17 protein-coding genes are annotated in these 24,750 nt (G+C 70.4%); 7 read left to right on the forward strand and 10 right to left on the reverse strand.

From position 1 onward, the window contains the following. Positions 1-3: 3 nt before the first annotated feature. Complete coding sequence (locus RQI28_RS12705; protein ID WP_311222263.1) at positions 4-702, reverse strand: CerR family C-terminal domain-containing protein; 699 nt, start codon at positions 700-702, stop codon at positions 4-6. A 196-nt stretch (positions 703-898) separates the two neighbouring features. Here RQI28_RS12705 and RQI28_RS12710 point away from each other — a divergent pair, with 196 nt between their 5' ends. Then, positions 899-2,803 (forward strand): methyl-accepting chemotaxis protein, encoded by a 1,905-nt coding sequence (locus RQI28_RS12710; protein WP_311222264.1) that lies wholly within the window; start codon positions 899-901, stop codon positions 2,801-2,803. A gap of 75 nt (positions 2,804-2,878) precedes the next feature. Here RQI28_RS12710 and RQI28_RS12715 read toward each other — a convergent pair whose 3' ends face one another. The 3 genes from RQI28_RS12715 to glnE form a co-directional block, all read right to left on the reverse strand. Continuing rightward, positions 2,879-3,073 (reverse strand): hypothetical protein, encoded by a 195-nt coding sequence (locus tag RQI28_RS12715; RefSeq protein ID WP_311222265.1) that lies wholly within the window; start codon positions 3,071-3,073, stop codon positions 2,879-2,881. A 67-nt stretch (positions 3,074-3,140) separates the two neighbouring features. Beyond that, positions 3,141-3,491, reverse strand: a complete 351-nt coding sequence (locus tag RQI28_RS12720) for a hypothetical protein (RefSeq protein ID WP_311222266.1) — start codon at positions 3,489-3,491, stop codon at positions 3,141-3,143. Next, positions 3,481-6,279 (reverse strand): bifunctional [glutamate--ammonia ligase]-adenylyl-L-tyrosine phosphorylase/[glutamate--ammonia-ligase] adenylyltransferase, encoded by a 2,799-nt coding sequence (gene glnE, locus RQI28_RS12725; protein WP_311222267.1) that lies wholly within the window; start codon positions 6,277-6,279, stop codon positions 3,481-3,483. The genes RQI28_RS12720 and glnE overlap by 11 nt, the downstream gene beginning before the upstream one ends. Before the next feature lie 141 nt (positions 6,280-6,420). Between glnE and RQI28_RS12730 the strand changes: the two genes are divergently transcribed. The 4 genes from RQI28_RS12730 to RQI28_RS12745 are packed head-to-tail and all read left to right on the forward strand — an operon-like array spanning position 6,421 to position 14,197. Further along, on the forward strand, positions 6,421-10,605 hold the full coding sequence (locus RQI28_RS12730) for a YhdP family protein (protein ID WP_311222268.1): 4,185 nt from the start codon (positions 6,421-6,423) through the stop codon (positions 10,603-10,605). Continuing rightward, positions 10,602-11,417: a carbon-nitrogen hydrolase family protein gene (locus RQI28_RS12735; RefSeq protein WP_311222269.1), complete on the forward strand. Its 816-nt coding sequence runs from the start codon at positions 10,602-10,604 to the stop codon at positions 11,415-11,417. Before RQI28_RS12730 ends, RQI28_RS12735 begins: the two co-directional genes overlap by 4 nt. Further along, positions 11,414-13,540 (forward strand): ATP-binding protein, encoded by a 2,127-nt coding sequence (locus RQI28_RS12740; protein WP_311222270.1) that lies wholly within the window; start codon positions 11,414-11,416, stop codon positions 13,538-13,540. The genes RQI28_RS12735 and RQI28_RS12740 overlap by 4 nt, the downstream gene beginning before the upstream one ends. A 9-nt stretch (positions 13,541-13,549) precedes the next feature. After that, a complete protein-coding gene (locus tag RQI28_RS12745) occupies positions 13,550-14,197 on the forward strand; it encodes a response regulator (protein WP_311222271.1) in 648 nt (215 codons plus the stop codon). 222 nt (positions 14,198-14,419) lie between these two features. Here the strand turns inward: RQI28_RS12745 and RQI28_RS12750 are convergent, their stop codons facing one another. Both RQI28_RS12750 and RQI28_RS12755 read right to left on the reverse strand, forming a co-directional pair. Next, on the reverse strand, positions 14,420-15,070 hold the full coding sequence (locus tag RQI28_RS12750) for an OmpA family protein (protein WP_311222272.1): 651 nt from the start codon (positions 15,068-15,070) through the stop codon (positions 14,420-14,422). A gap of 139 nt (positions 15,071-15,209) precedes the next feature. Further along, positions 15,210-15,395: a hypothetical protein gene (locus RQI28_RS12755; RefSeq protein ID WP_311222273.1), complete on the reverse strand. Its 186-nt coding sequence runs from the start codon at positions 15,393-15,395 to the stop codon at positions 15,210-15,212. On the opposite strand from RQI28_RS12755, the gene RQI28_RS12760 reads away from it, so the two are divergent. Next, entirely contained in the window at positions 15,328-16,554 is a 1,227-nt protein-coding gene (locus tag RQI28_RS12760) for an MltA domain-containing protein (protein ID WP_311222274.1), read from the forward strand. The two genes, RQI28_RS12755 and RQI28_RS12760, sit on opposite strands and share 68 nt — an antisense overlap. Before the next feature lie 81 nt (positions 16,555-16,635). Then, positions 16,636-18,603: a DUF2868 domain-containing protein gene (locus tag RQI28_RS12765; RefSeq protein ID WP_311222275.1), complete on the forward strand. Its 1,968-nt coding sequence runs from the start codon at positions 16,636-16,638 to the stop codon at positions 18,601-18,603. A gap of 58 nt (positions 18,604-18,661) precedes the next feature. Here RQI28_RS12765 and RQI28_RS12770 read toward each other — a convergent pair whose 3' ends face one another. The 4 genes from RQI28_RS12770 to RQI28_RS12785 form a co-directional block, all read right to left on the reverse strand. After that, positions 18,662-20,374 (reverse strand): MFS transporter, encoded by a 1,713-nt coding sequence (locus RQI28_RS12770; protein WP_311222276.1) that lies wholly within the window; start codon positions 20,372-20,374, stop codon positions 18,662-18,664. A gap of 101 nt (positions 20,375-20,475) precedes the next feature. After that, entirely contained in the window at positions 20,476-22,950 is a 2,475-nt protein-coding gene (locus tag RQI28_RS12775; RefSeq protein WP_311222277.1) for a TonB-dependent siderophore receptor, read from the reverse strand. Positions 22,951-23,171: 221 nt separating this feature from the next. Beyond that, entirely contained in the window at positions 23,172-24,197 is a 1,026-nt protein-coding gene (locus RQI28_RS12780) for a FecR domain-containing protein (protein WP_311222278.1), read from the reverse strand. Further along, positions 24,194-24,748 carry a sigma-70 family RNA polymerase sigma factor gene (locus tag RQI28_RS12785; protein ID WP_311222279.1) on the reverse strand — a complete coding sequence of 185 codons (555 nt, stop codon included), beginning with the start codon at positions 24,746-24,748 and terminating at the stop codon, positions 24,194-24,196. Before RQI28_RS12785 ends, RQI28_RS12780 begins: the two co-directional genes overlap by 4 nt. Between the last annotated feature and the right edge of the window lie 2 nt (positions 24,749-24,750).

Below are 24,750 nucleotides of genomic sequence, written 5' to 3' on the forward strand. Positions count from 1 at the left end.
TGTTCAAGCGGCGGCAGGTGCGCCGGAGTCATTGCCTTGCGCGCGGCGCAGCGCGGCTTCTGCGGCCACCAGGGCCAGGGCGTATTCGGTCAGGCGGGCCGTCCAGGCCGGCACGGCGCCAGGCGCGGCCAGCAACTGCGGCCGCAGGGCGTCCACCACGTCCTGTTGGCACCAGACCTGGAAAGCCAGCCCGGTGATGGCGAAGGTGAGCCGGTGCAGGCCGTCGTCGGGCCCGTCTGCGCCCAGGTGCCGCGCCAGCAGCCGCACCATGGCCTCGTGCGGCTGGCGCACGTCGCGCTCCATCTCCACCTCCCACTGGCTGGTGGGCTCGAGCATTTCGCGAATGTGCAGGCGCACGTACTGTCGCGCCATGGTGCCGTGCTGCAACGGCTCCAGCACGCCCTGAAAGTAGCCCTGCAACGCCTCGCGCAGGCTGATGCCCTCGCGCGAAAAGGCGTCGATCAACGGCCGCATCTCGCCGAACGGCTCTGAAAAAAGCGCCGCATACAGCGCCGCCTTGTCGCCAAAGTAATAGCTGACGGCCGCCACGTTGGCCTGCGCGGCCTGGGCGATGGCGCGAATGGACGTCTTGGCATAGCCGCGTTCGGCAAACAACTGCAGCGCTGCGTGCAGCAGGCGCTCACGTGCGGGCGAGGCGTCGGGCGCTCGCGTGGCTGGATTGGACGGGGGCGTGGAAGGCATCGGGCGCAATTACATCACATTGAATCAAACGTTTGTTTGAATCGATATGACCACGCTTGCGGGGTTGGAAAGGACGCTGCACGTAACAGCGATGCCGCTTGAGGCTGCATGCGCGCTTTTTCTGGCACACTTTTTTGCAATTGGAAACAGAGGTGATGGTTCGTCCCGAACCGGCTCTATCAAGGGGTAGACAGACATGTTGAGGAATCTTTCCATCCGGCTGGCATTGATGCTGGTCTTGCTGTTCTTTACTGGCGCGCTGCTGGTGTCGGTGGGATTGGGCTGGATGGGCACCCGTGCAGGCGTGGCGGCCGGTGAAATCCAGGACCGCACCGCCCGCGACATGCTGGCGCTCAAGCAGGCCGAAATCCGCATGTGGGACAACCGCGTGGCCTTGGCCGTGGGCCACCGCAACGTGCTGCGCGGCGACGCGCCCGACGGCATCCGTTCGCAGACCACGCGCGCCGAAAAATCGATGGTGGACGCCCGCACCACGCTGCAGGCCGTGGCGCAGGGCCTGCCCGCCGACTGGACGCAGGAGCGTCAGCTGGCCACGCAGATGCTCACTGCCTTCGAGGCCTACGACGTGCTGGTCAAGCGCGGCAGCGTGGGCCTGGCCAGCGGCAATGCGGACGAATACAGCGGCAAGGAGATCGTCACCCAGCGCAACAAGCTGCTGGCGGACATGGAAGGGCTGATGAAGCAGCTTTTCGACGCGGAGGACAACCGCGCCAACGTGCTGCAGGCGCAGTCGGTGCGCCTGCTCTACGCCGCCGAGATTGCCGCCATCGTGCTGGTGATCCTGGGCCTTTTGCTGGCCATCGGCTGCTGGCTGTTCATCAGCCGCAACGTGCTGGCGCCGTTGGACGAAGCCGGCGCGCTGCTGGAAAAGGTGGCCCAGGGCGACCTGACCACGCGCATCGAGGTGCGTTCGTCCAACGAGATCGGCCGCCTGATGGGCGCCGCGCGCGCCATGCAGGACGGCCTGGCGCGCATGGTCACGCAGGTGCGCCAGGGCGTGGAAGAAATCCACACCGGCTCGCGCGAGATCGCGCTGGGCAACGGCGACTTGAGCGGACGCACCGAGCAGCAGGCCGCGTCGCTGGAAGAAACCGCCGCCAGCATGGAGCAGCTGTCGTCCACCGTGAAGCAGAACGCCGACAACGCGCGCCAGGCCAACCAGCTGGCCGCCAGCAGCGTCGAGGTCGCCCAGCGCGGTGGCTCGGCCGTGGGCGAGGTGGTGGCGACGATGCAGGCCATCTCGGACAGCTCGCGCCGCATTGCGGACATCGTCTCGGTGATCGACGGCATCGCGTTCCAAACCAACATATTGGCGCTGAACGCCGCAGTGGAAGCCGCCCGCGCGGGCGAGCAGGGCCGGGGCTTTGCGGTGGTGGCCAGCGAGGTGCGGGCGCTGGCCCAGCGCAGCGCCACCGCGGCCAAGGAAATCAAGGGCCTGATCGACGAGTCGGTGGGCAAGGTGGGCGCGGGCTCTGCGCAGGTGGAGCGCGCGGGCGCGACCATGCAGGAGATCGTGGCCTCGGTGCAGCGCGTGACGGACATCATGGGCGAGATCTCGGCCGCGTCCATCGAGCAATCCTCGGGCATTGACCAGGTGAACCAGGCCGTGGTGCAGATGGACCAGGCCACGCAGCAGAATGCAGCGCTGGTGGAAGAGTCGGCAGCGGCCGCCTCGTCGCTGGAAGAGCAGGCCAAGCGCCTGCGCGAAGCCGTGTCGCAGTTCCGCGTGGATGCGAGCGGGGTGCCGTTCGCGGCGCCAGCACCTGCGAGCCGCCCCCTGCCCGCCGCGCCACGCAGCGCGGCCCCGGTGGCGGCACCTGCCCGCGTAGCGGCCCGCCCAGCGCCTGCGCGCCCGGCGGTATCAGCTTCGTCGGCTTCGCCCGCTGCGGCATCGGCAGCGCCGAAGCCCGCCGCGCAACCTGCTGCGAAAGCGCCCGCGCTGTCCGCCCCGGCTGCCAAGCCCAAGGCGCCTGCTGCGCCCAAGGCCGCATCTACCGCATCGACCGCGCCACGGGCCGCAGCACCACGCCCGGCCGCCGCGCCGTCATCGCGCTCGGACGACGACTGGGAAACCTTCTGACGCCCGATCGGCAAATGCTATTAAAATAATAGCTACTAACGATTGATGGATAAGCGCTAGAGGCCGATTTGATGCTTAAACTTGGGCCGCATGGGCCGGCGTGCGTCTGACGCCCAGCCGCCGCGCCGCATTGCCGTACAGCGCGCGGTCGATGACGCTCTCGCGCAGGCCCAGCGCCAGGGCGTCGTCGATGGACTGGCCGATGGGCCGGAAGGGGTACGAGGAGCCGAACAGCAGCTGGTCGCGCAGAAAGCCGTTGGCGGCCTCCACATAGGCCTGGCTGCCGGGCTGGCTTTCGCGTGGGGGTATTGGTGGATGACACGCCCCACACGTTGTCCTAGCGAAAGGCTCCGCCGATGGCCTGCTGCAGGGTGGGCCACCAGCCGTGGTACGCCACGATGCGCAGCCGAGGAAACGCCTGCGCCACGCGCGCGACCGGGGCCGGGTCGTTGAAGCGCAAATCGATGCCCGCCAGGCCCAGCGTTTTCACGGCGCGCTCCCCTTCGGCCAGCGCGGCGGCCTCGCCCTGCAGCGCCGTGTCCACCGCGCCGATGCCGATCAGCTCCGGCTGGCCGGCGACGGTGGCATGGATGGTGTCGTTGGGCAGGTGCTGGCCGGGCGTGCGCCGGCCCACCACCACGGCGTGCGAAAGGCCCGCATCGCGCACCTCGATGAAGTCAGCCGCCAAACACCGCTTGCCAAAGTGCCAGCACGGCGTCGCGCTCGGCCTGCAAGGCCGCCGGGTCCACGCGCGTGGGCTGCTCGTTCAGGCGTGCGCGATGCTGCACCTGGCGCAGGGTGCGGTAGGCCGTGGCCGCAGCGGTGCCCACGCCATCGGGCAGAAATCCGGCGGCCTCGGCGCGCTGCAGCAGGGTGATGTTGCCCCGGTTTTCGCGCAGGCTGGGGTGGGTGGCGGATTGCGACAGCACCAGGTACTGCAGGGCGAATTCGACATCCACCATGCCGCCCACGCTGTGCTTGACGTCGAACTGCCCGGCCGGCACCGGGTGGGCTGCGCGCACGCGCTCGCGCATGGTGACCACTTCTTCGCGCAGTGCGGCGGGGTCGCGCGCAGCGGTGATGACGGCCTCGCGCACGGCGTCGAAGCGCTCGCGCAGGTGCCGGCCGCTGCCGATCAGTGCCTCATCGTTGCCTTCGGGCACAGGCGCCAGCGTGCCGGGCGGCGCCATGTCTTCGGTGCCCAGCAGAAAGCGCGCACGCGTCATGGCCTGGTGTTCCCAGGTCCAGGCGGTGTTGCTGCCTCGCCGTTGCTGGTAGTTGGCATACGCGGTGAAGCTGGTCACCAGCAGGCCGGAGCTGCCGTTGGGCCTGAGGGCCGTGTCGATTTCGAAGAGGTCGCCCTCGGCCGTCTTCACCGTCAGCCAGTTGATCAGCTTGCGCACGAAGGCGGAATAGACCTCGGGCGCGCGCTCGTCGTCGTCATCGAAGACGAAGACGATGTCCAGGTCGCTGCCGTAGCCGAGTTCTTTGCCGCCCAGCTTGCCGTAGCCAATGATGGCGAACTGCGGCACGTCGCGGTGGCGGTTCTTCAGGCGGCTCCAGCACCATTGCGCCGTCACACGCAGCACGCTGTCGGCCAGGGCCGAGAGGTCGTCTGCCACCTGTTCCACAGTGATGCGGCGCTCCACGTCGCGCGCCAGGGTGCGGAAGGTCTCGGCGTGCTGTGCGCGGCGCAGCAGGTTCAGCAGGTTCTCGTCGTCGTCCTCGCCGGTGGTCTGCAGCGAGGCGATGCGCAGCGCCAGTTCGCGCTCGAAGTCTTGCGGCACGAAGCGCTCGGCCAGCAGCGCGTCGCCCGCCAGCTCGTCGATCACGCCAGGGTGCTGCAGCATGTAGCGCGCCGGCCATTGCGCTGCGCCCAGCAGGTGCAGCAGGTGTTCGTGCACCGAGGGGCGCTCCAGCAGCAACGCCAGGTAGATGTCGCGGCGCAGCAGCGACTCGAGCCAGCCGATCAGCCGCACCACGGCATCTTCGTTGACCTGGCCGTCGGCCAGCCAGCGCGCGGTGCGCTGCACCAGCCGCAGCAGCCGGTCGCGCGATTCGTCGCTCAAGGATTGCACGCGCGGATGCGTGCGCCATTCGGCCACGCGCTCGCGCACGGTGGGTGGCAATTGCTCCAGCACCGCTTCCAGTTCGGGCGCCGCGGGCGCGCCGGCGCGCGGGCCGCCGCAGCCGCCGCTGGTGCATTGCTTCTTTCCGGCACCGCCCAGCAGCGTGTCGAACTCCTGCGCCACCAGCTCCCGGTGAGCGTCCAGCTGGTGCAAAAAGGCGCAGCTGCCCAGGCCCAGCGTCTGCGCGATCCAGGCCAGGTCGTCGTCGCGCGTGGGCAGCACGTGGGTCTGCTGGTCGTCCAGGTACTGGATGCGGTGCTCCACCTGGCGCAGGAAGGTGTAGGCAGCGGCCAGCGCATCGGCGGTTTCTTGCGGCATGAGACCGGCGCGGGCCAGGCGCTGCAACGCTTCCAGCGTGGGGCGGCAGCGCAGCTCGGGGAACTGCCCGCCGCGCACCACCTGCAGCAGCTGCACGATGAATTCAATCTCGCGGATGCCACCGCGCGATAGCTTCACGTCGTTGGCACGCTCGGGGTGGCCGGCGCTGCGCTTGGCGGCATGGTCACGGATCTGCCGGTGCAGCGAACGCAGTGCGTCGAACACGCTGTAGTCCAGATAGCGGCGGAAGACGAAGGGCAGCACCACGCTGCGCAGCGCCTGCACCGGCTCGCCAATGACGGCCTCGCGCGGTGCGATCACGCGGCTCTTGAGCCAGGCGAAGCGCTCCCATTCGCGGCCCTGCACCTGCAGGTATTCCTCCAGCGCGGCCAGCGACACGGCGGCCGGGCCGGAGTTGCCGTTGGGCCGCAACGCCAGGTCCACCCGGAAGACAAAGCCGTGCTCGGTGGTGTCGCCCACCAGGCCGTAGATGGCCTTGACCGCCTGGCCGAAGTATTCGTGGTTGGAGATGCGCGCGCGCCCTTCGGCATTGCCTGCGGTTTCACCGTCGTGCTCGTACACGTAGATCAGGTCGATGTCGCTGGACACATTCAGCTCGCGCGCACCCAGCTTGCCCATGCCGACGATCCACAGCTCCACCGGCTGGCCTTCGGGGCCGCGCGGGGCGCCATGGCGGGCGTCCAGTTCAACGCGGGCTTGCTGGCATGCACGGTCCAGCGCCAGCTCGGCCAGCCAGGTCATGGTGCGGGTGACGTCTTGCAGAGGTGCCTGTTGTTCACAGTCCAGCCGTATCAGCCGCTCCAGCACCAGCTGGCGCAGGATGCGCAGCGCCGCGCCGGTGTCGTGGCCACGGGACGACAAGGCATCGAGCGCCTCGACCATCGTCTCGCGCGTGGGAAGGCCCGGCGCAAGCAAAGGGAATTCGTCGGCATAGCGGCGGTGCAACCTCTGCAGAAAGCGCGAATGTTCGGCAAGGCCGGTGCCGGCGGGGGACGAAGACAGCTGCATGGGAAGGAAAGCGTCAGGGAGCGGAGCAGGGGTGCGTGAGACCAGGCCGCACGGTCGTGAAGTCATACATAACGACACGGTTTGGCGGTGAACCCGACGGGTAGGCGCGGGTCATAATTCCTGACACCGACAACACCCGCCATGAACGCCGAGACACCACCACGCCCCACACGCCTTTTGACATGCGTGGCGGTGTTCGCTAAGTGGTCTCTGGGGCTGCTGCTGGCCTTCGGTTTGCTGCTGGCAGCCGCATGGGCAGGGCTTCATGGCTGGATTGTGCCGCGAATCGGCGATTACCGTCCGCAGCTCGAAGCCCATGCCGCACGCGCGTTGGGGGTTCCTGTGCGCATCGATTCGCTCACCGCCCGCTCGGACGGCTTGCTGCCCGCCATCGAATTGGGCGGTGTCGCCCTGCTGGATGCCCAGGGCCGCGAGGCGCTGCGGTTGCCGCGCGTGGTGGTGGCCGTGTCGCCGCGCTCGTTGCTGAGGCTGGGGTTCGAGCAACTCTATATAGAAGGGCCCGAGCTGGACGTGCGCCGCGAGCGCGACGGCCGCATCTTCATCGCCGGCCTGACGTTCGTCGACAGCGCGGGCGCCGATGGCAGCAATAGCGACGGCGCCGACTGGCTGTTCTCGCAAAAGGAAGTGGCGATCCGCGGCGGCACGGTGCGCTGGACCGACGAGCTGCGCGGCGCTCCGCCGCTGGCGCTCAGCCAGGTCGACCTGGTGTTGCGCAACGGCCGTTGGCGCCATGCCCTGCGGGTGGACGCCACGCCCCCGCCTGAATGGGGCGAGCGGTTCACGCTGCGCGGGCAGTTCCGCGAGCCGCTGCTGTCTGCCCACAGCGGCGCCTGGCAGCAGTGGAGCGGGCAGCTCTATGCCGACTTTTCCCGGGTGGACGTGTCACGCCTGAACCAGCATGTGGACTTGGGCGCGCGCGTGGCGGGCGGGCACGGAGCCGTGCGCGCCTGGGCCGATGTTCAGCGCGGCCAACTCGTCGGCGGCACGGCCGACCTCGCACTGGCGGGCGTCAACACCACACTGGGCGAGCAACTGCAGCCGCTGGCCCTGCGCACTGTCGCCGGCCGTATCGGCGGGCGCCGGTTCGCCGATGGGTTCGAGGTATCCACCAACGGCTTGCAGTTCCTCACCGACGACGGGCTGCGCTGGCCGGGCGGCAACCTGACGCTGCGGCACACCCATGGCAGCGCTGCCGAGCAGGACCATGGCGAGCTGCAGGCCGACCGGCTGGACCTGGCCGCGCTGACGGACATCGCCAGCCGCCTGCCGTTGGGCGATGCAGCCCACCGCGCACTGGCCACGTATTCGCCCGAAGGCATGGTCGATGCCGTGCAGGCCAGCTGGCGCGGCCCGCTGACGGCGCCGCAGCAGTACCAGGCCCGCGGCAAGGTTTCTGGCCTGGCGCTGGCAGCACCTGCCGCAGCAGGCGCGGTGGCGGCTGCACGTGTGCCCGGCGTGCGCGGGGCAACGGTCGAATTCGATCTCAACCAGGCTGGCGGCAACGCCACGCTGGCGCTGGCCGATGGCGCGTTGTTGCTGCCCGGTGTATTTGAGGATCCGCTGGTGCCCGTGCAGCAGCTGGGCGCCGCGGTGCGCTGGCAGCGTGAAGGCAAGCGCCTGGCGGTGCAGGCCAGCGACGTGCGCTTTGCCAATGCCGATGCGGCGGGGCAGGCCCGACTGAGCTGGAGCACCGACGACCTTGGCCGCTCCCCGGGGGTGCTGGACCTGACGGGCACGCTGCAGCGTGCCGACGGCACGCGCGTGCACCGCTACCTGCCGCTGGTCATTCCAGAGGCCACGCGGCATTACGTGCGCGATGCCGTCACCGCCGGCTCGGCCACTCAGGTGCAGTTCCGCGTCAAGGGCGACCTGCACCACATGCCGTTCAACCAGCCGGGCCAAGGCGAATTCCGCATCGCCGCCCGGGTGCGCGGTGCGACCTATGCCTACGTGCCGCCGTCCCTGCAGCACGGCCAGCAGCTGCCCTGGCCGGCACTGACCGGCCTGGACGGCGAGCTGATCTTCGAGCGTTCCAGCATGAGCGTGAAGGACGCCAGCAGCAGCTTCGTCGGTGCGCCACAGGTGCGGGCGCAGAAGGTGAACGTGCGCATTCCCAACCTGGCGCATACGGTGGTCGGCGTCTCGGGCGAGGTGCGTGGTCCGCTGGGCGACATGCTGGCGATGGTGCGCGGATCGCACATTGGCGAGCTGACCAGTGGCGCACTGGACAAGGCCACGGCCACCGGGCCGGGCGCGCTGCAGCTGGACCTGAGTCTGCCGGTGGAACACATCGACGCCTCGAAGGTGCGGGGCACCGTCACCCTGGCGGGCAACGATGTGCGCATCACGCCGGAAACCCCGCTGGTGGAACGCACGCAAGGTGCGGTGCAGTTCACCGAAACCGGTTTCACGCTGGCAGGTGTGCAGGGCCAGTCGCTGGGCGGCGATGTGCGCTTCGAGGGCGGCATGCACACCACGGCCGGCCAGGCCGCCAGAGGCGAGTCGGCCGTGCAAGTGCGTGCGCAGGGCGTTGCCACGGCGCAGGGGCTGCAGCAGGCCAAGGAGCTGGGGGGGCTGGCGCAGATCGCCCGCAGCGCGACCGGCAGCACGCCTTACGCAGTGACGGTGGGGGTGCGCCGGGGCGTGCCCGAGGTGCAGGTCACCACCAGCCTCCAAGGCATGGCGCTGTCCGTGCCGGCGCCGCTGGGCAAGGCGGCTGATACGGCCCTGCCGGTGCGGTTTGAGAACCGGCTGACGAACGAGTCGGCCACATCGGCCGGGCCGCTGCATGACGAGATGGTGGTGGACCTGGGTGGCGTGGGCTCTGCCCGCTATGTGCGCGATGTGAGCGGACCGCAGCCGCGTGTACTGCGCGGCGCCATCGCTCTGGGGCTGGTGCCAAATGAGTCAGCACCGCTGCCCGCCGAAGGCGTTGCCGCGAACGTACATCTCAAGCATGTGGATGTGGACGCCTGGCAGGCCAAGCTGCTGGAGCCGGGCGAAGCGCCGCCAGCGGCAGCCGCGTTGCCGGTGGCTGCCGGAGCCGATCCGACTCCGCCAGCAGCGGCCACGCCGCCTTTCAGCCCTGCGGCGCCGATTTCCGTCGCATCGATGCCTGACTACCTGCCCACGCTGATTGCCGTACGTGCCGACACCATCACCCGGCAAGGGCGCACGCTGCACCGGGTGGTCGCTGGCGGATCGCGTGAGGGCACGACCTGGCGCGCCAATATCGACGCCAACGAGCTAAGCGGCTATTTCGAATACCGGCAGGGCGCCGCCACGGGCTCGGACGCGTCGCAGAGCCAGGTGTTCGCACGTCTTTCGCGTCTGACCATTCCCCAGGCGGCCGTCACGCAGGTAGACGACATGCTGCTCGGCGATACCGCACAGCCTGGCGCATTGCCATCGCTTGACATCGTGGTGCAGGACTTCGAGCTGCGCGGCAGGCGGCTGGGCCGCATCGAGATCGAGGCGCAGAACCGGGGCGCGGGCGGCGCGCGCGAATGGCTGCTGTCCAAGTTCAACCTGGTGGCGCCCGAGGCCACGTTCACGTCCAGCGGCAGTTGGGGGCGGGTGATCGGCGCGGGCACTGCAGAGCCGGTCAAGCGCACGGTCATGAACTTCCGCCTCGACATTCGCGACTCGGGCGAGCTGCTGGCGCGCTTCGGCATGGAGGGCGTGCTGCGCCGGGGCCAGGGCCGCATGGACGGCCAGGTGGCCTGGACGGGTGCGCCCATCAGCCCCGATTACCCTTCCATGACCGGGCTGGTGCACCTGGACATGGCGGCCGGCCAGTTCCTCAAGGCCGAGCCAGGCCTGGCCAAGCTGCTGAGCGTGCTCAGCCTGCAGTCGCTGCCGCGCCGGCTGACGCTCGATTTTCGCGACGTGTTCAGTGAGGGCTTCGCATTCGACTTCGTGCGCGGCGACGTGCGCATTGAGCAGGGCGTGGCCATCACCAACAACCTGCAGATGAAGGGCGTGAACGCCGCCGTGCTGATGGAAGGCCGCGCCGACATCGACCGCGAAACGCAGGATCTGCATGTGGTGGTGGTGCCTGAGATCAACGCCATGACCGCCTCGCTGGTCGCCACGGCCATCAACCCGGTCATCGGGCTGGGCAGCTTCCTGGCTCAGGTGTTTCTGCGCGGCCCGCTCATTCAGGCGGCCACGCAGCAGTTCCATATCGACGGGACCTGGGACGACCCCCGCATCGAACGCATCACCCGTCGCCGTCCTGCGGGCGGGCGCAGCGATACCTCCGACGCCCTGCCATTGAATTCGCCTTCGGGAGACGCCTCATGAAAGTCGCGGCCTTGCAGATGGTGTCGGGCCAAAGCCCTGACGAAAACATGGCCCATGCCCGCCGCCTGCTGGAGGCCGCCGCTGCCCAAGGGGCCGAGCTGGCCGTGCTGCCCGAATACTTCGGCTTCATGGGCGCGCGCGACACCGACAAGCTGGCGCTGCGCGAGCCGCTGGGCGACGGCCCGCTGCAGCGCTTTCTGTCCACCGCCGCGCGTGAACTCGGCCTCTGGGTCGTCGGCGGCACCTTGCCGCTGCAGTCGGGCAGCGCCACCCAGGTGCGCAACACCACGCTGGTGTTCGACCCCTCGGGCGAGCGCGTGGCGCGCTACGACAAGATCCACCTCTTTCGCTTCGACAACGGTCGCGAGCGTTTTGATGAAGCCCACGTGATCGAAGCCGGCGCCGACACCGCGCGCTTCGAGATGACGTCGCGCGACGGAGTCGTGTGGCGCGTAGGGCTTTCGGTCTGCTACGACCTGCGCTTTCCGGAGCTCTACCGCCAGCATGCGCGCGCCGGCACCGACCTGCTGCTGGTGCCCAGCGCCTTCACCCACACCACCGGCCAGGCGCACTGGGAGGTACTGCTGCGCGCGCGTGCCGTGGAGAACCTGGCCTATGTGCTGGCGCCCGCCCAGGGCGGCACGCACGAGACCGGCCGCCGCACCTGGGGCCACAGCATGCTGGTGGACCCGTGGGGCGCCGTGCTGGCGGTGCAGCCCGAAGGCGAGGGCGTGGTCTGCGGCGACATCGATGCGGCCTATCTGCGGCAAGTGCGCCGGCAACTGCCTGCGCTGGACCACTGCGTGTTGTGAGCTCTGCCTTTTCCGATTCACCCGCCACCGCGCAGCCCGCCCGGCCTCAGCCCTGGCGCCGCTGGCACAGCGCCTGGCGGCGCTGGTCGCTCTGGACGCTGCTGGTGGTGCTGGTCGCCGCCATGCTGGTCACGCTGGTCTGGCTGGCCGGTCGCTACGAGGCCAGCCAGGTGCAGAGCAAGCTCGAGCGCGACACGGCCGATGCGGTGGCCGACATCCGCGTGGCCTTCACCCACAACCTGCAAAGCCTGCAAGCGCTGCAGGCGGGAGATCCTGACCTGGCGTCCTGGGAGCACCGCGCCGCCGGGCTGCTGAGCCTGCGGCGCGAACTGGTTCGGGTGGAATGGCGCGACGCGCAGCTGCGCGTGCGCGCGCACGTTGAAACACCTTACCGCGCCATACATTGGGAGTCCGACACGCGGGCCGCCGTGCAGTCCGACATCGCGCTGGCCTGCGCCAATGCGCGGCGCATTGGCGCGGCGTCCTACTCGGGTAGCTACTTCCAGCCCCAGGGCGACGGCATGGGCTCCGAGATGATGGAGCTGTGCGTACCGTTGATGGAGAGCGGGCGCTTTCACGGGTTTCTCATCGCCACCTACGCGCTGCAGAACGTGCTGGTGGACCTGGTCGCCACCAGCCTGCAGCGCGGCCAGGAGGTGTCTTTTACCGAGCCCGACGGCACGCGGCTGGCTCTGGTGGGTGCCACCCGGCGCGGCTCGCGCATGTTCCAGGCGCAGCAACTGCTCGACCTGCCCGGCACCGCCATCATGCTGCGCATGGGCAGCTGGCACAGCGCGCCGAGCGTGTTTCCCAACGTGCTCACGGCGCTGGTGACGGCCATGTCGGTGGCGCTGGTGACGGTGCTGGTGGTGCTGGTGCGCGACAACCGCCGCCGGCTGCGCGCCGAGCGCGATCTGGGCGACGCACTGGCGTTTCGCAAGGCCATGGAGGATTCGCTGGTGACCGGCCTTCGCGCGCGCGACCTGCAGGGCCACATCACCTACGTCAACCCGGCTTTCTGCGACATGGTGGGCTTTTCCGCGCACGAACTGGTGGGCCAGGGCGCGCCGCTGCCGTACTGGCCGCCCGAGTTCGCCAAGGAATACGGCGCGCGGCAGGTGGTGCGCCTGTCGGGCCAGCAGATACCGCCACGCGAAGGCTACGAATCGGTCTTCATGCGGCATGACGGCACGCGCTTTCCGGTCATGATCTACGAGGCGCCCCTCATCAATGCGCAGGGCCTGCACACGGGCTGGATGGGCTCGTTCCTCGACGTGAGCGAGCAGCGCCGCGTGGAAGAGCTATCGCGCACCTCGCACGACCGGCTGCAGGCCACGGCGCGCCTGGCCACGGTGGGTGAGATGGCCTCGCTGCTGAGCCACGAATTAAACCAGCCGCTGGCAGCCATCTCCAGCTACGCCAGCGGCTCCCTCAACCTGCTGGCGCCGGTGGCCGACGGAGCGCCGCCCCAGCCCGCGCTGCCGGAGCCTCTGCGGGGCGACCTGCGCGAGGTACGCACCGCCATGCAGCGCATCGCCCAGCAGGCCGAGCGCGCGGGCCGGGTGATCAAGAGCGTGCACGACTTCGTGCGGCGGCGCGACCAGAGCCGCGAGTCGGTCACGGCGCAAGACCTGCTCGATGCCGTGATGCCGCTTGTCCGCTTGCAGGCCCGCAAGCTCGGGGTGCAGGTGCAGGTGACCATCGAGTCGGGCCTGCCCACGGCGCTGTGCGACCGCACGATGGTCGAGCAGGTGCTGCTCAACTTGGCACGCAACGCCATGCAGGCCATGGACGATGCGCATATTCACCCCCGCGTGCTGGAGCTGCGCGCGGGCCGCGCCGCGTCCAACGCCAGCCGTGCGTGGCTCGAATTCACCGTGGCTGACTGCGGGCTCGGCATTCCCGAAGACGTGGCTGCGCAGCTGTTCACGCCCTTCTTCACCACCCGCGCCGAGGGCATGGGCCTGGGGCTGTCGCTGTGCCGCACGGTGGTGGAACAGCACGGCGGCTTTCTGGGCTACGCGCGGCGGGATCCGCGTGGTACGGTATTCACCTTCACGCTGCCTGCGGCTTCCCACGAGCCGGACGCAGCGCAACCCTTCGCGCCACCCACCGCCCCCTGATCCTGATTCATGGAACCCGTCTCCAACGCCACCGTATACATCGTCGATGACGATGCGGGCGTGCGCGAAGCGCTGGCCTGGCTGCTGCGCTCGCGCCGCGTGCCCAGCGAGTCCTACGACAGTGCCGAATCGTTCGCCGTCATGCTGCAAAGCCGCCCCCCGCAGCGCCAGCCCTGCTGCCTGCTGCTGGACGTGCGCATGCCCGGCATGAGCGGCCTGGCCCTGTTCGACCAGTTGGTAGAGCGCGGCGACATCGCCGCCATGCCCGTGATCTTTCTCACCGGCCATGCCGACGTGCCCACCGCCGTGGCTACCGTCAAGCGCGGCGCGTTCGACTTCTGCGAAAAGCCGTTTTCCGACAACCTGCTGGTGGACCGCATTCAGGCGGCGCTGGCCCAGTCGACCAGCCACCTGCAGGAGCGGCGCGCGCAGCACGAACTGCAAGACCGCGTGGCCGAATTGACCGAGCGCGAGCGCGACGTGATGCGGCTGGTGGTCGAGGGCCTGCCCAACAAGCTGATCGCCGATCAGCTCGACATCAGCGTGCGCACGGTGGAAGTGCACCGCTCACGCGTGTTCGACAAGATGCAGGTGAAGTCGGCGGTGGAGCTGGCCAACCTGCTGCGCGCGCACCTGCCGGAGGGCAGCCTGCGCTAGATCTGCGTCGGAAGGCGCAAGGTCGCTGCGGGATTGCGCTCATCACAACGCATGAGCGAGTATGAAAAGAGGTAGCAGCGCAGCCCGATGCAGGTCAGTTAAGAACAGTCCGTTCGGGCTGAGCTTGTCGAAGCCAGGGCACGTACGGGCATCAGCCCTTCGACAGGCTCAGGGCGAACGGGCCAACTAACTGGTGGTACAGCGGGCGCAGTGCCCGTGCCGTCAACCGCGGGGGCGTTCGCCCACGAAGATTTCCACGCGGCGATTGCGGGCGCGGCCATCGCCCGTGTCGTTGGTGGCGATGGGCTGGTACGAACCCCGGCCTTCCACCTGAATGCGGTTGCCGTTCACGCCGCGCTGCGTCAGGTAGTTGCGGGCGCTGGCTGCACGGTCTTGCGACAGCGGGTTGTTGATGGCGTCAGAGCCGGTCGAGTCGGTGTGGCCGACGATGCGCACTTCGGTGTTCGGGTTGTTGCGCAGGCCTTCGGCGAAGCGGTCCAGCACGGGCGCGAAGTTGGGCTGGATGTCCGAGCGGTTCACGGCGAACGAGATGTCGCTCGGGATGTCGAGCTTCAGCTGGTTGTCCGGCGTCTGCGTGACCACCACGCCGGTGCCTTGCGTGACCTGTTGCATGTCCTGCTTCTGGCGCTCCATGTGCTGCGACCAGATATAGGTGCCCAGGGCGCCCACGCCCGCGCCGATCAGCGCACCGGTGCCGGCGTTGCCGCCCGTCACAGCGCCCAGCACGGCGCCGCCTGCAGCACCCACGCCCGCACCGGTGGCGGTGCGGCGCTGGGTGTCGGACATGTTCGCGCAGCCCGCCAGGAAAACGGCGGCGGTGGCGGCGATGAGAATGGGATGGCGCAAGCGCATGGCGGACTCCTTGGATGATCGTTTTTGGATTTCCGCCTGCGGGCACCAGGGGGCTTGCAAGGCGGAGTCACACCGTAGCAGCGTCTGGGAAACGCGGCTGTAGGAGCACGGCGCCAGTCATCCCGGTGAAGTCGATGCACTACGGCGCAGGTGGCGCAGGCGGTGGTGCAGAAGCAGGGGGCGGGGTGCCGTCATCGGTGGATGGCGCCTCCTGCTCTGGCGGGGGCGGCAATTCACCGCGCCGGCGGCCCGAGAACATGGTCCACCACACGATTGCCACCAGCACCACCAGTGCCAGCAAGGCTTCAAGCAAAATCAGTCCCATGAAATTCCGTCTCCTGCGCCTTGTGACCACGGCGCTGATTGTAGGAACGCTGGTGGCCTGCTCCACCCGGCCGCCCGCTCCCCCCGATGTGCCCTCGGCCGTTCCGGCCCCGCCGCCACCGCCTTTTGCCAGCGTGCCTGCTGCGCCGGCAGCCCCTGTGCCCGGCACCCTCGCCCAGCCCAAGAGCCGCTGGGTGCCCGTGTCGTGGGACGACCTGCCCGGCTTTGCCGACGACAGCACCAGCGAAGCCTGGAACGCCTGGATCAAAAGCTGCGAGCGGCCCGCACCGGCCTTCGTGCCTTTGTGCGGCGACGTGCGGCGCCTGTCCATCGGCACGCCCGACGAGCAGCGCGCCTGGATGCGCGCGCGCCTGCAGCCCTACCGCGTGGAAGCGCCGGGCGGCAATGCCGACGGCCTGCTGACCGCGTACTACGAGCCTTACCTGGACGCCTCGCGCCTGCCCGGCAACGGGTACGTGGTGCCCATCTACCGCGCGCCGGCCAGCCTGGGCGCCCGCAAGCCCTGGTACACGCGCCAGCAGATCGACACGTTGCCCGAAGCGCAGGCGCAGCTGGCCGGCCGTGCCATCGCGTGGGTGCGCGACCCGGTCGAGGCCATGGTGCTGCACATCCAGGGCTCGGGCCGCCTGCGGCTGCTGGAAGCCGACGGCACCACCACGCTGGTGCGCGTGGCCTATGCCGGCACCAACGACCAGCCGTACATGAGCGTGGGCCGCTGGCTGCTCGACCAGGGCCTGGTACGCGACGCCACCTGGCCCGGCATTCGCGCCTGGACGCTGCAGAACCCCGCCCGCGTCAACGAGATGCTGTGGGCCAACCCGCGCTACGTGTTCTTCCGCGAAGAGCCGCTGGACGCCATGGACGCCGGCTTCGGGCCCAAGGGCGCGCAGGGCGTGGCGCTCACGCCCGGCCGCTCCATCGCGGTGGACCGACAGAGCATTCCGTATGGCACGCCCGTGTGGCTGGCTTCCACCGGCCCCACCACGCAGCTGCAGCGGCTGGTGCTGGCGCAAGACACGGGCAGCGCCATTCTGGGCGCCGTGCGGGCCGACTACTTCACCGGCTGGGGCCAGGAGGCGGGCGACATCGCCGGGCGGCTCAAGCAGAACCTGCGGCTGTGGGTGCTGTGGCCAAGATGAGTGTGGAAATAGGGGTCAAATCGGCCTCTAGCGCTTATCCATCAAGCGCTAATAGCTATGAATAAAGGAGCAAATCCACCTTTGGCAGCGCCTTCCGACGTGCCTTCCCGCCTGCCGGTCACCGAGCCCGAACTGCGCACCCTGCTGCTCGCCCAGTCCATCGAACAGGCCGGCGCCGTGAGTCCGCCAGAGTTGGACGCCGCCCTGCGGCAGGCCATCGCTGCCGCCCGCCAGCGCGGCGTGGCGCGCGTGGAGGTGGGCGATGTGGTGCAGGCGCGCGCCCAGGCGATCGTCGAGCGCGCCGGCACGCGCGATGCCGCCATCGCCGCCCTGGCCCAGCCCAGCGCGGGCCTGCGCTGGCTGGCCCGCGCCCTGCCCATCGGCGCGCTGCTGCTGGGGCTGGCGGTCGACCGCATCGCCAACGCCCACCGCGTGGATTTGCTCTCGCCCCCGCTGCTGCTGGTGCTGGCCTGGAACCTGGGCCTGTACGCGCTGCTGGCCTGGCGCGCCTGGCGCCACCGGGGCGCGGCGCCGGAGCTGCCGCTGGCGCTGCGCCGCTGGGCCCAGCCCGCGTCGACACGCGCGCGGCGAGGCCTGGCCGCGCGCGTGGCGGCGGACTTTCACGCACGCTGGTTCGCCGCCACGGCCGGGCCCTTCGCGCAGCGCCTGGCGCGCGTGCTGCACCTGTGCGCGGCGGCCTGGGGCGCGGGCATCGCGCTGTCGCTGCTGCTGCGCGGCCTGGTCGTGCGCTATCAGTTCGGCTGGGAAAGCACCTTCCTCGACGCGGGTCAGGTGCATACCATCACCACCGTGCTGTTCTGGCCGCTCACCGCGCTGTTCGGCCTCGCGCCCTTCACGCTGCAAGACATCGCCGCCACGCAGAACTTTGCCGGCCAGGGTGCCGCCGGCAGCCGCTGGGTGTGGATGTACGTGGGCCTGCTGCTGCTGGCCGTCGTGCTGCCCCGCCTGGCCCTGGCCGCCTGGGCGCGCTGGCGCGAGACCCGGTTGCTGCGCGGGCTGCACATCGACCTGCACGGCGGCGCCTTCGACGCGCTGCGTGCGGCCCTGCCCGCCAACCTGGTGCTGGGCGTGCTCGGCACCAGCCCCGCGCAGGCCCAGGCGCTGCACGCCATGGCCGCAGGGCATGCGGGCCGGGGCGCAGAGGAATCGTTGCGCTTCACCGACGCGCAGGACGAGCCGGTGGACGCCGTCATCGCACTGGCCGACGCGCCCGTGCCCCTGGTTTGGCAAGCCGCACCCCGGGCCACGCTGCCATGGTCGCAGTGGGGCGAGAGCTGGGTGCTGGAGCCCGCGCTGTTCGAACAGCTGGCCACCTTGCTGCCCCAGCGGAGCGCCGCGCTGGAGCGGCTGCGCCTGGCCTGGCAGGCGCATAACGAAGATCATTTCGATCAATCGATGCAGGCGTTGGCGCGCCACCTGCGCGCCTGCTCCGCGCTGGAATCCGGCGCTGACTCTGCCGCGTCCTACGCCCAGCACCTGCACACGCTGGACGCCACACTGCGCACGCTGCATGGCCAGCCGCCTGCGCCGCCCGATCGGTCTGCCGAACCCGCCGCGCGGCCGATCGCACCGCGCGGGGACCGAATGGTGCGGGCGGTCGGCACATCGGCCGGCGTGGCCGCGGGGGCCGCCGCGGGCGCCAAGGCGGGCGCGATGATCGACATCGGCACGGGCGGCCTGACCCTGGGCGCGGGTACGGCACTGGGTGCGCTGCTGGCAGGCACCACGGCCTGGGCGGTGCGCACGGTGCAAAAGAAAAACGCGGTAGACGACGTGCTGCGACACACCATCGAGGCGGCCTGTACGCACTATCTGGTGATCGCGCACCAGGCCCGCGTGCCCCCCGAGGATTCCCCCCGCCTGGCCACCCGCTGGCGGGCCGAGGTCACGGGCACGGTGGCCGTGCACTGGCAGGCTCTGGCTGATGCCCTGCAAGCCGGCGCACCGCCCGAGGCGCTGGCACTGCTGCTGCGCAAGGTGCTGCTGGGCGTGCTGCGGCGCAGCTTTTCGCCAAGCGGCGGTTTATAACCAAATTGGCCTCTAGCGCTTATCCATCAAGCGTTAGCAGCTATCAATAGGTGAGCAATCAGTCGCCCTCGACCACGTAGCGCGACACCACCGGCGGGTTCTCCCCCGTGTGAAATGCGAACTTGCGGTCGCGCAGTGCCACGTCCGACGCGGTGGCGCGGCCGAAGCGGCGCAGGTGCTCGGTCCACGATTCGTCCACCACCCGTTCCACATAGCGGCGCGGGTCGCTGATGTCGTGCTGCAGCGCCCAGCTCAGCGCGCCCTGGCGCAGGCGCGCGCGGCGGCTTTCCTGCATCACCGCGCGAAATTCCGCCGCCCGCGTCGGGTCGATGAAGTATTCGATGGCCACCACCAATCGCAACCCGGCCTGCGGCGTGGTCGGCGCCTGCGGGGTCTTGAAGGCGGTGGACGGACTCAGGTCTTCTTCCAGGCTGCGGTCGGTCACCACACGCTGCACCACCAGCATAGCGACCGCGCCGGTCACCGAAGCAGCCAGCAGGCTGATGTGCACGCTGGTCATCGACGCCACCTGGCCCCACAGCGCCGCACCGGCCGCCGTGGCGCCCATCAGCGCCATCTGGTAGATCGACATGCCGCGCGCGCGCACCCAGTTGGGCAGCGCCATCTGGGCCGATACGGTGAGGGTGTTGGCGGTGGTGATCCAGGCGGCGCCGCCCACCACCATGGCCGGCACGGCGACGTATATGTTGGGTGCCACGGCCACCACGGCGGTGGCCGCCGCCTGCAGCAAGGCACCCCGGCTGACCAGCTTTTCGTGCGCCATGGCCTGGCGCAGGCGCGGCAAGCAGAGCGCCGCCACAATGGCGCCCGTGCCCATCGACGCCAGCAGCAGCGTGAAGGTGCCGGCGCCGCCGCCGTCCAGGTCGCGCGCCACCAGCGGCAGCAGCGCCAGCAGCGCCGTGGCATGCAAAAAGAACACGGCGATGCGCCAGAGCACGGCGCGCATGCGGGGCGATTCGCGCACGAACTGCATGCCCACGCGCATGGCGCTGGACAGGCGCTCGCGCCCCAATGGGTTGGGTGAGGGCGCCCGCTTCCAGCGCATGATGGTGAAGCCCGCAATCACCGACAGCACCGCGTTCAGCACGAACACCCAGGCGCTGCCCGCGCTGGCGATGATGGCGCCGGCCAGCAGCGGCCCGATGATGCGCGACGCATTCATCGCCACGCCGTTGAGCGCCAGCGCCGCGGGCAACTGCTCGCGGCTGACCAGCTCGGGCACGATGGCGGCGAACACCGGCCAGCGCATGGCCAGCCCGATGCCGTTGGCGAAGGTCAGCGCCAGCAGCAGCGGCGCCGTCATGCCGCCCGCCAGAATCGCCACGCACAGCAGCAGCGCCACGACGGCCACCCAGAATTGCGTGGCGATGAAGTAGCGGCGCCGGTCCAGGATGTCCGCCAGCGCCCCGCTGGGCAGCCCCAGCAGGAAGACCGGCAACGTGGACGCCGTCTGCACCAGCGCCACCAGCACGGGCGAGGTGGTCAGCGTGGTCATCAGCCAGGCGGCCGCCACGTCGTTCATCCACATGCAGGTGTTGGCCGTGACCCAGGTCAGCCACAGCATGCGAAAGACTGGCACCGACAGCGGCCCGAAGGGCGAGAGCGACGCGCGCTGGGCGGCGCTGCGCTGCAGTTCGGCGGCGGCACTGGCCTCGGCGGCAGAGGCGGTGCGAGCTGCTGCAGAGGGTGCAGTGGGGGCCGGTTCGGTGATCGGAGGCGTGGGGCTGGGGTGGTGCGGGGGCAGGGGCATGTCTGCCCGATTCTGCGGGAGAGTGCGCGCGGGCGCCACCCATCGCCGTGACGACCCGCGCTACGGCTCGGGTTTCATGGCGTGCGTGGGCACCTCTGTTTTCAGAAGTCCACCGTGGCCGACACCAGCACGCTGCGCGGCGCGCCCTGCAGCAGGGTGCCATAGGTGGACGAGCCCGCCCAGTAGTCGCGGCCGGTGGCGTTGCGCACGGTGGCGCGCCAGGTGGTGGTGCGGCCGGCCAGGGCGGTGCGCCAGCGCAGGCCCACGTCCACCGTGGTCCAGCCGGGCAGGCGCTGCAGGTTGGCCTGGTCGGCGAATTGCGAGCGGGTGTGGGTCAGTGCGCCGGTCAGCGTCAGGCCCGGTGCGGCGCCCAGGTCGTGTTCGGCATTCAGCGCGAACTGCGCGCGCGGCACGCCCACGACGGTGCGGCCCTGAGTTGCGGCGCTGGCGGTGCGGGTCAGTTCCGCGTCGATCCAGGTGGCGCCGCCGTACAGGCGCCAGCCGGGCACGGGCTCGCCCTGGGCCGTCAGCTCCAGGCCGCGGTTGCGCTGCTCGCCGTCCACGCTGAAGCGGTTGTCCACCAGCACGCCGCTGGGGCGGCGAATCTGGAACACGCTGGCGGTGGTGATGAGGCGGCCGTGGTCGAACTTCACGCCCACTTCCTGCTGGCGCGCGCGGTAGGGCGCGAACGCCTCGCCCGCGTTGACGGCGCTGCTGGGCGCGGTGTCGCCTTTGCTGAGGCCTTCGATGGAATTGGCGTAGATCGACACGCCCTGCCACGGCTTGACGACCACGCCGGCCATGGGCGTGGTGGCGCTTTGGCCGTAGGTGCCGGTGCGCAGGCCGGCGGTGTCGAAGTTGTCCGAATCGACCTGCTGGTGCCGCACGCCCAGGGTGACCAGCAAGCGGTCGTCCCACAGCGAGAGCGTGTCCGCCAGCGCCACGCCCTGCAGCACGTTGGCCGAGCGCAGCGGCACGGCGCCGGGCGCGGCCACGTCCTGCGCGGGCCGCTCGATGGGCGCGTACAGGTTCGATGTATAGGCCGAGCCGGCCACCGAGCCCATGCGGTAGCGGTCTTCGTAGCGGCTCCACTGCAGCGTGGCCTGGTGCGCCACGCCGCCGGTGGAAAAGCGCCCGCGCAGGCCGGCTTCGGCCACATGGCGGCGCACGTCGAAGCGGGCGCGGGTGGGCGTCACGCGCGTGTCGCCCGCCGCGTTGGTGATGGTGGGTGTGTTGAAGAGCCGGTCCACCTCGGAGCGCGCCGCGCCCAGGCTGCCGAACACCGACCACTGCGCGTTCAGGTCGTGCCGGGCCTTCAGCAGGGCCGATTGCTCGGTGCTGTCGTACCACTCCCAGCGCTGGGTGGTGTTGCGGCGCGCGTCAGGTGCGGGCGGCACCGCCAGCCCGGCGGCCAGCGACGGCCGGCGCGTGGGCGCGTCGACGTCTTCGCGCTGGTCGATCAAGTCCAGCGTGACCTGGGTGCGGTCGCTGGTGTAGTCCAGCGCCAGCGCACCCAGCGTGGCTTCGCGGCGCTGGTGGTCCATGGGCGTGCGGCCGTCGCGCCAGCTGCCGTTGAAGCGCACGCCGAAGCGCCGGTCGTCGCCCAGGCGGCGTGCCACGTCAATGTGCCCGCCGGCCTGCGACCGGGTGCCGTAGTCGGCGCGCAGGCGCGTCAGGTCTTCGGTCGCGCGCTTGGGCACCACGTTGATGCCGCCGCCCACGCCGCTGTTGGGCGACATGCCGTACACCATGGCGGCCGGGCCTTTGAGCACTTCCACGCGCTCGGCGTAGTCGGTCAGCAGCCGGTAGTTGGGCGCCACGCCGTAGAGGCCGTCGAACGCCACCTCGCCGATGTTGTTGTCGCCGATGGCAAAGCCGCGAATGAAGAACGCGTCGGCCACGTCGCCGCTGGGCGCCACGCTGCGCACCGACGGGTCGGCCGACAGCGCCTCGCCCAGCGTGGTCACTTGCCGGTCGGCCAGCGCCTGGGCGGTGTAGCTGGTGATGTGCAGGGGCGCGTCCATCACGTCCGTCTGGCCCAGCAGGCCCAGCCGGCCGCCGCGCGCGACCTGGCCGCCGGCATAGGGCGCGGGCAGGTCGTCGGGCGTGAGCGGGGCGCTGGCGGTCACGCGCACTTCGCCCAGCGCGGTTGCGGCGGCGGGGCGTTCGGTGGCGGTGGCCGTCGGGCGCAGGGTGTAGCTGCCGTCGGCCGCCGGCACGGCCTGCAGCGGCGCGCCGGCCAGCAGCGCGGCCAGCGCCTGCGCCACCGTGTGTTCGCCAGATACGCCGGGCGACGACAGGCCGTCGGTGAGCTGCGGGCTGAAGCTGATCAGCGTGCCTGATTCGCGCCCCAAACGGCTCAGCGCCGCGCCCAGCGGGCCGGGCGCAATGGCGTAGCGCTGGCGCGGTGCATCGGGGCTGGCCGTGCTGCCCGGCTGGCCTTGGGCCTGGGCAGCAGGCGCGACCAGGGCGGTGCCCAGCGCCAAGCCGGCGCACAGCAGGGGCGCGGCCAACCACGGGGCGGTGGTGTGCAGAGTGTGGGGAGCGATGGAGGTGGCGGTGGCGGGCGCGGTCATGGCAAAGGCATCTTTCAGGCAGGCGGTAGAAAAGCACTGGGGCCGGGCGGTAGCGGCGGGACGGGTTTGCGCCTTCCGCTCTGGCCTTGCTTTCCTTGACACGCACCGCTGCGCGTTTGGCCGTCTTTTTTTTCAGGATTTGAGTGAAAAAGGCCTGTAGCGCTTATCCATCAAGCGCTGATAGCTATTAAGTTAGTAGCAAACGCTGCAGGCGACAGGGATCAGCCACCGCGCGCCGCCACCGTCACCCACCAGCGCGTGCGCAGCTGCACCTGCACCGGCAGCGCGCGGGTCAGGGCGGCCAGCACGCGGTCGGTGTCCCCCAGCGGGTAGGCGCCGGACACGCGCAGCGCGGCCACCTCCGGCGCGCAGCGCAGCACGCCGGTGCGGTGGCGCGACAGCTCGGCGATGAAGTCGGCCAGCGGCATCGCGTCGGCCACCAGCATGCCCTCGCTCCAGGCGGCCGCGCCTTCGGGCAGCGGCGCAGGCGGGCTGGCGGCGGCCGCAGTCAACTGCGCCTGCTGGCCCGCCTGCAGCCGCAGCGTGGCGGTGGGCGCGGCGGCGGGGGTCAGTTCCACGGCGCCTTCCAGCACGGCAATCACGGCGATGGGGGCGATGGCAGTGCTTGCGGCGCCGCGTTCCAGCTGTCGCACCGTGAAGCGTGTGCCGATGGCGCGCACCGTGCCCGCCGCCGTGCGCACGCGCAGCGGCCGGCCGGTGGCGTCGGGCGCGCTGTGCACCAGGATCTCGCCGGCGCGCAGCACGATCAGCCGCTCGGCGCTGCTGTAGCGCACGTCCACGGCGGAGGCGGTGTTGAGCAGCAGCCGCGTGCCGTCGGCCAGCACCGTTTCATGGCGCTCGCCAGTGGCGGTGGACAGGTCGGCCGCCAGCTGCTGCCAGGGCGTGGTCTGCCGCGCCGCCAGCAGGCCGCCGGCGCCGGCCGTCAGCAGCGCGGCCAGCTGCACGGTGCGGCGGCGGCTCAGGCCGGGCGCGGCCAGGGTGGGCAGGGCGACGGCGGCGGGCACGCCGCGCAGCTGGCCGTCTACCTCGGCAATGCGCTGCCACGCGCGGACATGGGCCGGGTCGGCTGCCATCCAGGCCTGCCACTGCTGGCGTGCGCGGCGCGCCTCGGGGCTGTCGCCGGGGTGCAGCTCCAGCAGCCAGTGCACAGCCTCGCGCGCCACCCGGGGTGAAACGGCGAAGTCGCAGGCGTCGTCGTCGTGGGCGACGGGGTAGGCGGCGGTCATGCCTTGCCACGCGACGGGGCGTGAAAGTAGCACCGCGCGGCAGCTGCGGCCAAGTGCCGCCGCACGCTGGTGCGCGAAATGTCCAGCTGCGCGGCGATATCGTCCTGCGTCAGCTCTTCCAGCCGCCACAGCAAAAAGGCGCGGCGGGCGACGGTGGGCAGGCCGTCCAGCAGCCGGTCGATGGCGAGCAGCGTTTCCAGCACCATCAGGCGCGTGTCGGGCGGCGGCGCTGCGGGCTCAGGGAGCAGCACCAGCGCGTCGAGGTAGGCGCGTTCGATCTGACGGCGCCGCAGGTGGTTGGACAAGAGGCGCTGGGCGATGGTGGTCAGGTAGGCGCGGGGTTCGGCCCACTGCGCCGGCGGCGCGGCGCCGCGCGCGGCAAGCACGCGCACGAAGGTGCCCTGCGCCAGATCCGCCGCGTCCCAGGCGCAGCCCAGCTTGCGGCGCAGCCGCGCCACCAGCCAGCCGTGGTGCTGCAGGTACAGGGCCTGTACCGGGTCTGTGGAGGCGCCGGAAAGAACGCCCGAACCAGCGCCGTCGAGAGCGGACATGC

This window comes from Acidovorax sp. WCS2018Noco2-16, assembly GCF_031843945.1.
GTDB lineage: Bacteria > Pseudomonadota > Gammaproteobacteria > Burkholderiales > Burkholderiaceae_C > Paracidovorax.

Bases quoted from the DNA above. Each gene is read 5' to 3' on its own strand.
- RQI28_RS12705 (WP_311222263.1), bottom strand. From the start codon at position 702: ATGCCTTCCACGCCCCCGTCCAATCCAGCCACGCGAGCGCCCGACGCC.
- RQI28_RS12710 (WP_311222264.1), top strand. From the start codon at position 899: ATGTTGAGGAATCTTTCCATCCGGCTGGCATTGATGCTGGTCTTGCTG.
- glnE (WP_311222267.1), bottom strand. From the start codon at position 6,279: ATGCAGCTGTCTTCGTCCCCCGCCGGCACCGGCCTTGCCGAACATTCG.
- RQI28_RS12730 (WP_311222268.1), top strand. From the start codon at position 6,421: ATGAACGCCGAGACACCACCACGCCCCACACGCCTTTTGACATGCGTG.
- RQI28_RS12735 (WP_311222269.1), top strand. From the start codon at position 10,602: ATGAAAGTCGCGGCCTTGCAGATGGTGTCGGGCCAAAGCCCTGACGAA.
- RQI28_RS12745 (WP_311222271.1), top strand. From the start codon at position 13,550: ATGGAACCCGTCTCCAACGCCACCGTATACATCGTCGATGACGATGCG.
- RQI28_RS12750 (WP_311222272.1), bottom strand. From the start codon at position 15,070: ATGCGCTTGCGCCATCCCATTCTCATCGCCGCCACCGCCGCCGTTTTC.
- RQI28_RS12760 (WP_311222274.1), top strand. From the start codon at position 15,328: ATGGTCCACCACACGATTGCCACCAGCACCACCAGTGCCAGCAAGGCT.
- RQI28_RS12755 (WP_311222273.1), bottom strand. From the start codon at position 15,395: ATGGGACTGATTTTGCTTGAAGCCTTGCTGGCACTGGTGGTGCTGGTG.
- RQI28_RS12770 (WP_311222276.1), bottom strand. From the start codon at position 20,374: ATGCCCCTGCCCCCGCACCACCCCAGCCCCACGCCTCCGATCACCGAA.
- RQI28_RS12775 (WP_311222277.1), bottom strand. From the start codon at position 22,950: ATGACCGCGCCCGCCACCGCCACCTCCATCGCTCCCCACACTCTGCAC.
- RQI28_RS12780 (WP_311222278.1), bottom strand. From the start codon at position 24,197: ATGACCGCCGCCTACCCCGTCGCCCACGACGACGACGCCTGCGACTTC.
- RQI28_RS12785 (WP_311222279.1), bottom strand. From the start codon at position 24,748: ATGTCCGCTCTCGACGGCGCTGGTTCGGGCGTTCTTTCCGGCGCCTCC.